The sequence below is a fragment of the Vicinamibacteria bacterium genome, from assembly GCA_035620555.1.
GTDB lineage: Bacteria > Acidobacteriota > Vicinamibacteria > Marinacidobacterales > SMYC01 > DASPGQ01.
In genome coordinates, this window is the sequence record DASPGQ010000510.1 from 1 (window position 1) to 10,649 (window position 10,649).

The following is a 10,649-nucleotide window of genomic DNA, read 5'->3' on the forward strand; positions in this document are numbered from 1 at the left end:
CGCGCGCCAGTCGATGCTGCCTCCCGAGGGCCGAACCCGGTTCAACTACTACGTCTTCTCCCGCGAGCCCACCTGGAGCTGGGGCCACGACGGCCAGGTATTCCACGAGAGCCTCTCGATGCTCGCCTACGCCCATCTGGATCCGCAAAGCGCGATGGATTCCCAACGCGTTTTCATGGAGGCGCAGGAGGCGGACGGCTACATCCCCTACCGGGTGGGCCCGTACGTCGTGAGGACGTTTCCCGTCGACGGTCAGAAGACGACTTCCGCTCCCTTCTACTCCTGGATCAACTGGGAGGTGTACCAGATCGCTCGCGACGAACGGTTTCTCGTGGAAGCGTTCGAGTCGGGAAGCCGCTTCTTAGAGTTCCTTCTCGACCATCGCGACGCGGACGGGGATGGCCTTCTGGAGTGGGGCGGTCACGCCGTCCTCGAGTCGGTGCGCGACTCGCTCGTTCCCATCTGGGACCTTCTGGGGAAGGACGACCCGCGCGCGCCGTCGCGAATCGAGGCGCTGGACTTGAACGCGATGGTCGTGAAAGAGATGAGAGCCCTCGACGCCATGGCGCGGGAGCTCGGTCGAGAAAGCGATTGGGACGAGCGTGCCTCGCGCCTGGCGAAACGCGTCGACGAAACGATGTGGGATGATGCGAGCGGCTTCTACTACAACGTCGACCGCGCGTCGAACGCATTCGTGACCGAAGAAGGTCTCGACCTGAGGCGCATGGAGATCATCGGGTTTCTGCCGATGTGGGCGGGCATTGCTCCCGAAGACCGTGCTGCGAGGCTCGTGCGAGCCCTGAAGGATCCGAGCCGCTTCTGGAGGCGGTTCGGCATTCCGACGCTTGCCGCCGACGACCCGGGTTACGAGCCGCTCGTTACCCGATGCTGCCAGTGGAACGGCGCCGTCTGGCTCGAGTGGAGCTACCTCGTCTTTCGAGGCCTTCTCGACTACGGTTACCACGAAGAAGCCCGAGAGCTCGGGGATCGCATGGTGCGGGCGGCCGCGACCCAGCTCCGACGGAGCCATCGGTTCTGGGAGTCCTACAGCCCCGACGAGGTCACGCTCGGCTCGCCGTCGAACTACATCTGGAACAGCATCCTGGCCCGCGTCTTCATCGACCTCGAGGGCGGTGCTCGATGATGGCTCTCCTATCCCTCTTGCTCGCCGAGTCCCTCATGCTTTCCGGGCCGGCACGTCCCTCGGAGTACATGGAAGCGTCGGGACGACGCGCGGCATTTCTCGGCCGGGAAGACGGAAGCTTCGAGGCCTGGGTCTACCCCCTCAAGGTCTTCCACGGCTTCGAGCTCCTGTTCGAGCTCGCCGATTACGGCGAGCCGATTCCCGCCGCCGGTCTGGCGAGTGGCGTCGAGATCCGTCCGGAATCGTCGACGGTACGTTACTCGCACGCCTCGTTCACGTCCGACGTGACCTGGTTCGTTCCCGTCGATGAGACCGGCGGCCTGGTGCTGGTCGAGGTCGATGCGTCCGATGCCGTCGGGCTGCGCGCCCGTTTCCACACCGATCTGAAGCTCATGTGGCCGGCGGCGCTCGGCGGCCAGTACAGTTACTGGGACGAAGAGCTGAGCGCCTACGTCATCACCGAGAGCACTCACCGTCACGCCGCGATCGTCGGCTCGCCTCTCGCCTCCCGTCCACCCACCCAGCCGGCGCACAACCTGCCCGACGCGCCCACGGACTTGCGGATCGAGGTGCGGGAGCCGACGGTTCCGATCGCGATCGCGGCGAGCGTCAACGGTCTCGAGGAAGCGCGCGCGACTTACCGGCGCCTCCTCGGGGAGCGCGAGGCGCTGGCTCGGGCGACCGAGGCGCACTATCGCGAGCTTCGGGAGGAGCGGACTCGGATCGACACACCGGACGACGGGCTCGATCGGGCGCTCGAGTGGGGAAAGGTCGCGCTCGACAAGGGGTTCGTCTGCAACCCGCAGCTCGGTTGCGGGCTCGTCGCCGGGCTCGGTCCTTCGGGCCGGTCGGAGCGGCCGGGTTTCGGCTGGTTCTTCGGGGGCGACGCGTTCATCAACCTGTGGGCGATCGGAGCCTACGGGGACTTCGAGACCGTCGAGCGCGCCCTGCGCTTTCTCCACGAACGCCAGCGTGACGACGGCAAGATGATGCACGAGCTGTCTCAGGGCGCCGTTTACATCCCGTGGTTCGAGCAGTACCCGTACGGGTATTACCATGCGGACACGACGCCTCTCTACATCGTCGCCGTCAGGGATTACGTGCGCCTGAGCGGCGATCGCGAGCTCGCCCGCGATTTCTGGCCATCCCTGAGCAAAGCTTTCGCTTATTGCCTCTCGACCGACGAGGATGGCGACGGCCTCATGGACAACAGCCTTGCGGGTCTCGGGGCCGTCGAGACCGGGAGCCTCCGCTCCAACGAAGTCTTGACCGATGTCTACCTCGCGGCCGTTTGGACCGAGGCGGTTCACGCCATGCGGGAGCTTGCCCAAGAGCTCGGCGAGAGCGGGCCCGCGAACGTACCTGAAGCCCTCGCCCGGCGTTTCCGAGGTGACGACGGAATCCCTTTTGCTCTCCTCGAAGACGGCACCCGGCAGGAGGAGACCACGGCGTGGCCCGCTTTCGGACTCTGGCGCGGACTCCTATCGAGCGAGGCCACGCTGGATGCTCTGGCATCGAGCCGGCTCGGCTCCGACTGGGGTGTGCGCATGTTGTCACGCGAGAGCGCGCTCTACGATCACAAGAGCTACAACAACGGGGCGGTCTGGCCGTTTCTCACGGGGATGGCCGCGCTCGCGCTCTACGCGAACGACCGCCCGCACGCGGGATGGCTCTATCTCGAGGGCACGAAGGAGTTGACGTTTCTTGGCGCCCGGGGGTTCGTGCCCGAGCTCCTGTCAGGGGATCGGCTCGCTCCTGTCGACGCCGCCGTGCCCCACCAGCTCTTTTCCACCTCGGGGCTCGTGTCGCCGTTGTTGCGGGGCCTCGTCGGCTACGAGCCGGGAATACTGGCGCCGAAGCCCCCTCCCGGCTGGGATCGATTCAAGGTCGAGAACCTGCGGCACGCGCAGGGCCTCTTCGATTTCGAATGGCAGCGAATTCGCGACGACTCCGAGGATCGCATCGAGCTGAGGCTCGAAGGGACCATCGGACCGCTCGTCGTGGAGCTTTCGCTTCCCGACGGCCCCGTCACCTGGAGCCCGGAGCCAGGGACCGGCGTGAGGACGCACGAAGTCACCTTTCGGCCCGGCATCGAGATCGAGCCGATCCACGCGCCGCTTCAGCTGGGCGATCGTTCTCGACGCCTGCGGATCCTCGAGGAGCGGTTCGTCGACGGTACCTACATCGCTCGCCTCGAGGGGCGTCGTCGGACGAGCTACGAGCTCCGCGCGCGGATGCCCTTCGAGGTGGAATCGATCGAGAACGGGACCCGGCGCGGCGACGTCATCGAGGTCGTCATTCCCGACGGCCCCGGCGATTGGGCTACGGTCGACCTCGTGGTGAAGCTTCGCCGATAGCCGGCTATAATCCGCTTCTTCGCGTTTAGGAGAATCGCATGAATCTTTCGCGCTTTCCCCGGCGTCGTTACACCCAGGGCTGGACTCCGATCGAAAAGCTCGAGCGATTGTCCGCCGAGCTCGGCGGGCCCGCCGTCTACGTCAAGCGCGACGATCTCCTCGGGCTCGCCGCGGGGGGTAACAAGACCCGAAAGCTCGAGTTCATCGTTGCCGATGCCATCGAGAAGGGGGCCGACAGCCTGGTGACCGGCGGGGCCATTCAGTCGAACCATTGCCGCCTCACTCTGGCCGCTGCGGTGAAAGAAGGTCTGCGGTGCCATCTCGTTCTCGAGGAGCGCGTGCCGGGCACCTACGATCCGCAGGCCAGCGGGAACAACTTTCTCTATCAGCTCCTGGGCGCCTCGAGCATCAAGGTGGTCCCCGGAGGATCCAACATGATGAAGGAGCTCGAGCTCGTCGCCGGGCAGCTGAAGGCGGAGGGCAAGGCGCCCTACGTGATTCCCGTCGGCGCGTCCAACCCCATCGGGGCCACGGGCTACGCGGCCTGCGCGCAGGAGATCGTCGCCCAGGCGTTCGACATGGGCCTTCGGATCGATCGCGTCGTCACCGCGAGCGGAAGCTCGGGAACCCACGCCGGGCTGGTGACCGGTTTCCATGGATTGTCGAGCGGCATCCGCGTCATCGGCATCAACGTGAGCCGACCGAAGGAGCCCCAAGAAGAGCTCGTGTATTCGCTGGCGCAAGAGACGGCTCGTCGAATCGGGATTCACGGCGAGATCCCGCGCGAAGCGGTCCTGTGCTTCGGCGATTACGTGGGGCCGGGCTACTCGAGGCCAACGCCCGCGATGGGCGAAGCGGTCAGGATGCTGGCGCGGTTGGAGGCGATCCTGCTCGATCCCGTCTATACGGGAAAGGCGATGGCGGGGTTGATCGACCTCATCGGGAAGAATCTGTTCGAGTCTCGTGAGAACGTCCTCTTCGTGCACACGGGCGGCTCCCCCGCCCTCTACGCCTACCGGAACGACGTCCTCGACTGAGCCATGGCCGCAAAGCGCAGGAAGAGCGTCCGTCCTTCGCGCGCGAGTCACCTGAAAAAGCTCGACACCCTGCTGCACACCACGAGGTCCGTCGGCTTGCTCGCGCGTGAGGAGCTCGTATCGGTCATCGTCGACTGCACCGCTCGGCGAAAAGTCTCGCCAAAGATCGACGCCTGGGGTGGTGGGTGTTCGGGGATCGCTGGCACGGAAAACACGATCGTGGCCCGAGTGCCACGGGGAAAGCTCGCGGCTCTCGCCCGAATGAAAGACGTCCGCTACGTCGAGGCCAGCACGCGTCTCAAGCTTCATTGCGATCGCGCTCATGTTTCGTCCGGACTCGTGCGGGGAAATTCCCGAACGGTCTCAGAGACCGGAGCGGGGGTTCTCGTCGGCGTCGTGGACACGGGTATCGACGTGAAACACCCGGCGTTCCGCAGCAATGGAAAGACCCGCATCGTCGACTATCTCGATCAGTTCACCGACCGGGAGCTCGATGCGTCCGCGATCGATGCCGGGGCGGCCGACGACGTCACCGACCCGGTCGGCCACGGTACGCACGCGGCGGGGATCGCCGCGGGAAACGGCGCCGGCTCGCCCGGCCGAAGGCTTAAGGGCGTCGCTCCCGAAGCCGATCTCGCCATCGTGAAGACGACGCTCGAGAGCGCGGATATCCTTCGAGGCATCGCGCACGTCTTCGATCTCGCGGGGAAGCGGGGCCAGCCCTGCGTCGTCAACTGCAGCTTCGGTGGACATTTCGGCGGGCACGACGGCACCACCATCGTCGAAAGGACCATCGATGAGCTCTCGGGGCCGGGCAAGATCGTGGTCGTCTCGGCGGGCAACGAAGGAGTCGACCCCATCCACGCCCACACCCGTCTTCGGGGCGATGGCGCGAGTCCGGCTCGGTGGGAGGCGGCGTTTCATCTCAAGCCGCGGATGGTGGACACCGGAGGCGGATCGCAAGAGCTCGGTGTGCTCGGGCTCCAGGTGTGGCACCAGCGCGAGGACGCTCTTCGCATCGCGCTCCATGCCCCGGGGGGACAGATCGTGGAGGCCCCCGAGGAGGGCCTGTCCGAGCTCGACTTTGATTCGTTCTTCGTGAGCGTCTCGCGGCAAGTCCATCCCTACAGTGGGGACCCCTTCGTCACCTTCCAGCTCTTCGCGGCGGCTCAGACCGCCTGGCTCACGGGTTGGCGTCTCGTCGTCGAAGAGGTGTCGCCGGGAAGCGCGAAGGTGGGCGCCGTGCACGCCTGGATCGGAGACGGCGCCGAGGGAAACTTCGTCACCGGCGCGACGTTCGAGTACCTCGTGGGCATGCCGGCGACGGCCTATTCCGCCGTGGCCGTCGCCTCGTACGTCACGCGGAACGAGTGGAGCTCGCGGGATCCCGCTCACCCGACGGTGCGCCTCGAAGCGCTTCAGCTGGAGTCGCTTTCCGAGTTCAGCAGCCGCGGACCCACACGCGACGGGCAGAACAAGCCCGAGGTCACCGCTCCCGGCGAGTGGCTGCTCGCTCCCCTGTCGAGCGCGGCTCCGCCCGGCGAGCTACCGCTCTTCACGCGAGTTTCGGATATCGACTACGCCGCCCTCAGGGGTACGAGCATGTCGGCGCCCTACGTCACCGGAGCGCTGGCGCTTCTGCTGGAAAAAGACGGAACGATCGACTGGGCGGAGGCCAAGAGGCGCATCATGAAATCGACCCGCCAGGACGAGAACACCGGGGTCTGCTGGAATCGAGACTGGGGCTATGGCAAGCTCGACGTGGCGCGGCTGCTTTCGGTCGAGCCGTGAAAACCATGCGACCCCGAGATGTCGCGAGACGAGGTCCCCAAGTGGTGCGCGTGCTCGTGGAGCTGACGGAGCGCGCGGCGGACGACTCGATGCTCACCCACCTGCGCGAGCTCGGTCTCGAGGTGGAGCAGGTGGTGCGGAACAAGGTCGTGGGCTCGATTGCCAGCGAGAAGATCTCGCGGCTCGAAGCCGACGCGATCGTCAGAGTCGTGGAGAGGTCCCGAAACCTCAAACTCAGCGACTCTTCGTGAATGGGTCTCGCTGGCATCGCCGCGCTACAATCCCTAGCAGGCTGATGAAAAAGTGCAGTCCAGCCTGCGCGAGCGGAGCGAGCCCGGCGCGCTTGCCGCGCCGTAAGCAGCCCCGAGCCGTGGCGGCACGATCGATTACGGGTCCCGCCACGGCACTGAGCACAGAGTCATAAGGAGGCTCGATGATTCCACGCCATCTGTTCGGTTTACTGGCTCTCGCCGTTTCGGTCGCCGCGTCACAGCGCGCCGATCTCGTCTCCGGAGTGGACCGGTCCGGATTCGACGAGTCGGTCCGGCCTCAGGACGACTTCAACGCCTACGTGAACGGCACCTGGATTCGCGAGACCGAGATCCCGGCGGACCAGGCGGAATGGGGAAGTTTCATGATCCTCAGAGACGAAAGCGAGAAGAACCAGCGCGCCATCGTCGAAGAGCTCGCCGAGAAGGACGAGCTGAAGCCCGGCACGGACGAGCAGAGGGTGGGAGAGTTCTACAAGAGCTACCTGGACACCGACCGAGCCAACGAACTGGGGATCATGCCTCTGCAGGAACGGCTGAATCGAATCCTCTCGGCCGAGAGCTTTCAAGACCTGCTCCAGCTCCAGGCCGAGCTCAGAATCGACGGCATCGACTCGCCGCTGGCGCTCGCCGTCTTTCCCGATCTCGGCGATTCCACACGTTACACCGTTTACTTGTTTCAATCCGGTCTCACCCTTCCCGACCGCGACTACTATTTCAAGGAAGGAGAAAAGTTCGAGCAGCTCCGCGAGGCGCTTCCGCGATACGCGACGAAGCTCTTCGAGCTCGCCGGCGTGGACGAGGCCGGCGCGCGGGGCCGCGCGGTATTCGAGATCGAGCGCCGTCTGGCGGAGCACCATTGGCCGGCGGAGGAGACGCGCGACGTACAGAAGCTGTACAACCCCTACGAGCGCAAGGATCTCGCGTCGGCCACCGCTCGGATCGCCTGGGATCGTTATCTCCAGAGCTCCGAGATCGCCGACGTGGACATGGTCGTGATTGCGCAGCCGTCTTACGTAACCGCGCTGGGAGAGCTGGCCGACGAGGTCGCGCTCGCCGACTGGAAGAGCTACACCGCTTTTCGGCTTCTCCACGACATGGCGCCCTACCTTTCCAGCGAGCTCGTCGAGGCGAACTTCGATTTCACCGGCCGGCTCGTGAACGGGCTCGAGGAGATTCCGCCCCGCTGGCAGCGCGGGGTTCGGAACGTCAATCAGCTCATGGGCGAAGCGGTGGGAAAACTCTACGTGGCGCGCCATTTTCCTCCCGAGGCCAAAGCGCGCATGGAGGAGCTCGTCGAGAACCTCATCGCCGCCTTCGGCCGAGCCATCGACGAGCTCGACTGGATGACCGACGAGACGAAAGAAAGGGCGCAGGAGAAGCGGAAGAAGTTCGTCTACAAGATCGGCTACCCCGACACCTGGCGCGATTACTCCAAGCTCGAGATCCGGAGTGGCGATCTGGTGGGAAACGTCTTCCGCGCGAATGCGTTCGAGTATCGCCGCAACGTAGACAAGCTGGGCGGGCCCATCGATCGCACCGAGTGGGGCATGACCCCGCAGACCGTGAACGCTTATCATGATCCCACGAAGAACGAGATCGTCTTCCCCGCCGCAATTCTTCAACCTCCCTTCTTCGACCTGACGGCAGACGACGCGGTGAACTACGGAGCCATCGGCGCCGTGATCGGTCACGAGATCGGCCACGCGTTCGACGACCAGGGCCGCCGTTTCGACGGAGACGGGAACCTCCGCGACTGGTGGAGCGAGTACGACGCGGGGTCATTCGAGGAGAGTGCCTCGATGCTCGTGGATCAATACGATGCTTTCGAAGCACTTCCGGGCTTGAACGTGAACGGGCAACTGACGCTCGGTGAGAACATCGGCGACCTCACGGGGCTGACGATTGCCTACCGGGCCTACTTGGCCTCGCTCGAGGGCAAGGAAGCGCCGGTCATCGACGGCTTCACCGGACCTCAGCGATTCTTCATTGGCTACGCGCAGGCCTGGCGCTCGAAATCGCGCGAGGAGGCCCTGCGCCAGCTCGTTCTGTCGAATCCGCACGCGCCGGAGAACTTTCGCGCCAACGGTCCTCTGCGCAACGTCCCCGAGTTCTACGAGGCGTTCGGCGTCAAAGAAGGCGACGGCATGTGGCTCGCCCCCGAAAAGCGCGTCGCCATCTGGTAGTGGTCTCAGTTGCTCGTGCTCGACTCGTCTGTTTTGAGCAGCACCTTGCCCGCCCGATGGCCGTTGACCTCGCCATCCTCGACGACGATGTCTCCGTTCACGAGCACCCATTCGATGCCTTCGCTGTAGAGGTGCGGGTTCCGATAGGTGGCGCGGTCCCGGATACGCGCCGGATCAAAGGCGATGAGATCCGCCCATTGCCCCTCTTCGATGAGCCCGCGATCATCGAGGCCGACGATCTCGGCGGGAAGTCCGGTCGCGGTCTGGATCGCAAACGGCAAATCGATGACGCCGAGATCGTAGACATACCTTCGGATTCGCCGGGTGAACGTACCGTAAGAGCGCGGATGGCTGAGCCCGACGCCGTACTCGGGAACCCAGCCATCGGTACAGGCCGCCATGAACGGCTGCTGGATGTACGTCACGACGTCGTCGTCAGACATGTGAAGCTGGGTGAACGAAGCACCCTCCAGGGTGAGCTCGACCGCGACTTGGGCCTCCGAGATCCCGCGCACTCGCGCCAGTTCCGATAACCTCAGCCCCACAAGGCGCTCTTCGGGATGTGAGGCGATCTCGAAGATCTCCGCCCCTCCCGGGCCGGAGATGCGTTCCCCGACGGCCGCGAGAAGAGCTGGAGAAGCCTCCGGGTCCGCGAGACGCTCGCGAAGACGGTGTCGGAAGATCGCCTCACCTCGAAGCCGATCGGTTCCTCGAACCGCATTACCAAGAGCCTGCTCCGGATTCTCCAGCAAGAAGTCGAGGTCGAAGCGACGTCCCAGATTGGGCTCGAGGCGAAAAGCCCAGCGAAGTATCTCGGCCGGGTCGGTACCCGCCGGGGCCAGGAGCTCGCGCATCTCCTGTTCGTCGAACAGGGCTCGGATGGGGACGAGCGACACGTCGATCCCGTCGCTCGACGTGTCGTAAGGGTAGAGGTCGGCGTAAATCTTCACTCCGTTGGCGCGCGCCTCGGCGATCTGAGCGACGGCGGGACGCGCCTTTCCCCAGTTGCGCTTGGGCGCGGCCTTGATATGGGTTGCGACTGCGCGGACGCCGGTTTCTTTTGATAGAAGTATCGTCTCCTCGATGGACTCGAGCAGCATGTCTCCCTGGTTGCGCAGGTGGCTGATGTAGAAACCGTCGATGGCGGCCACGGGACGCGCGGCGGCGACGACCTCGTCGGGCGGCGAGTGACGTCCAGGATAGTAGCCCAGCCCCGAAGACAACCCCCAGGCGCCTTCGGCGAGAATGCCGGCAACGTGATCCGCGATGGCCTTCCGTTGCGCTTCTGTTGCCGGCTGGTCGCTCCAGCCCATGACCTCCACCCGCGCGCTTCCTTGCCCCGCAAGGGGAATGACGTTGTTGCCGACACCCTGTCGCCGCCAAAGCGCCACCTGTTCGGTCAAGCTCCCGCCGAGAGGCCATGCGTGCCGACCGTCCTGTCCCACGACGACCGTGGTAATACCCTGGAGGAGGTTGTTCGCCGCCGTCGCAAGGTACGGGTCCGAGAGACCGGTCTCGGCGTGGCTGTGGATATCGATGAATCCCGGAGCCAGGTACAGTCCCGACGCATCGATCACCCGAGAGGCGCTTGTGCTCGAAAGGTCACCCATGGCCACGATTCGCCCGTCGCGTATGGCGACGTCGGCGCGACGTGGATCCGCTGCGGTCCCATCGATGACCATCCCTCCGCGGATGACGAGGTCGGGCTCTTGCGCGACGCTCAGAGCGCCGATTGCGAGGAATGCTACGGTCGAGAGGACACGCGTCTCATGCATGGGAAGCCTCCTCCTGCGGGAACGAGCGGCCGCATTGTAGGCTCGCGCGGGCGATGGCTCAAACGCGCGCGGAGAGTCCTTACTTCTTTT

The 10,649-nt window shown here is 65.0% G+C and carries 7 protein-coding genes; 6 read left to right on the forward strand and 1 reads right to left on the reverse strand.

Annotated elements, in window-relative coordinates; all coding sequences use genetic code 11:
- The 6 genes from VEK15_20730 to VEK15_20755 all read left to right on the forward strand — a co-directional run.
- Nucleotides 1-1,144 (forward strand): trehalase family glycosidase (locus tag VEK15_20730; GenBank protein ID HXV63137.1); only part of this gene is annotated, 1,144 nt, incomplete at its 5' end.
- Nucleotides 1,141-3,501 (forward strand): GH116 family glycosyl hydrolase, encoded by a 2,361-nt coding sequence (locus VEK15_20735; protein ID HXV63138.1) that lies wholly within the window; start codon nt 1,141-1,143, stop codon nt 3,499-3,501. The genes VEK15_20730 and VEK15_20735, both read left to right, overlap by 4 nt.
- Before the next feature lie 38 nt (nt 3,502-3,539).
- On the forward strand, nt 3,540-4,538 hold the full coding sequence (locus VEK15_20740) for a D-cysteine desulfhydrase (protein HXV63139.1): 999 nt from the start codon (nt 3,540-3,542) through the stop codon (nt 4,536-4,538).
- Nucleotides 4,539-4,541: 3 nt separating this feature from the next.
- Entirely contained in the window at nt 4,542-6,329 is a 1,788-nt protein-coding gene (locus VEK15_20745) for a S8 family serine peptidase (protein HXV63140.1), read from the forward strand.
- Nucleotides 6,326-6,580: a hypothetical protein gene (locus tag VEK15_20750; protein HXV63141.1), complete on the forward strand. Its 255-nt coding sequence runs from the start codon at nt 6,326-6,328 to the stop codon at nt 6,578-6,580. Before VEK15_20745 ends, VEK15_20750 begins: the two co-directional genes overlap by 4 nt.
- 182 nt (nt 6,581-6,762) lie before the next feature.
- Entirely contained in the window at nt 6,763-8,784 is a 2,022-nt protein-coding gene (locus tag VEK15_20755; protein HXV63142.1) for a M13 family metallopeptidase, read from the forward strand.
- Nucleotides 8,785-8,789: 5 nt separating this feature from the next.
- Here VEK15_20755 and VEK15_20760 read toward each other — a convergent pair whose 3' ends face one another.
- The gene (locus tag VEK15_20760) at nt 8,790-10,559 is read right to left on the reverse strand and encodes an amidohydrolase family protein (protein HXV63143.1); all 1,770 of its coding nucleotides are present in this window, start codon (nt 10,557-10,559) and stop codon (nt 8,790-8,792) included.
- Nucleotides 10,560-10,649: the final 90 nt, after the last annotated feature.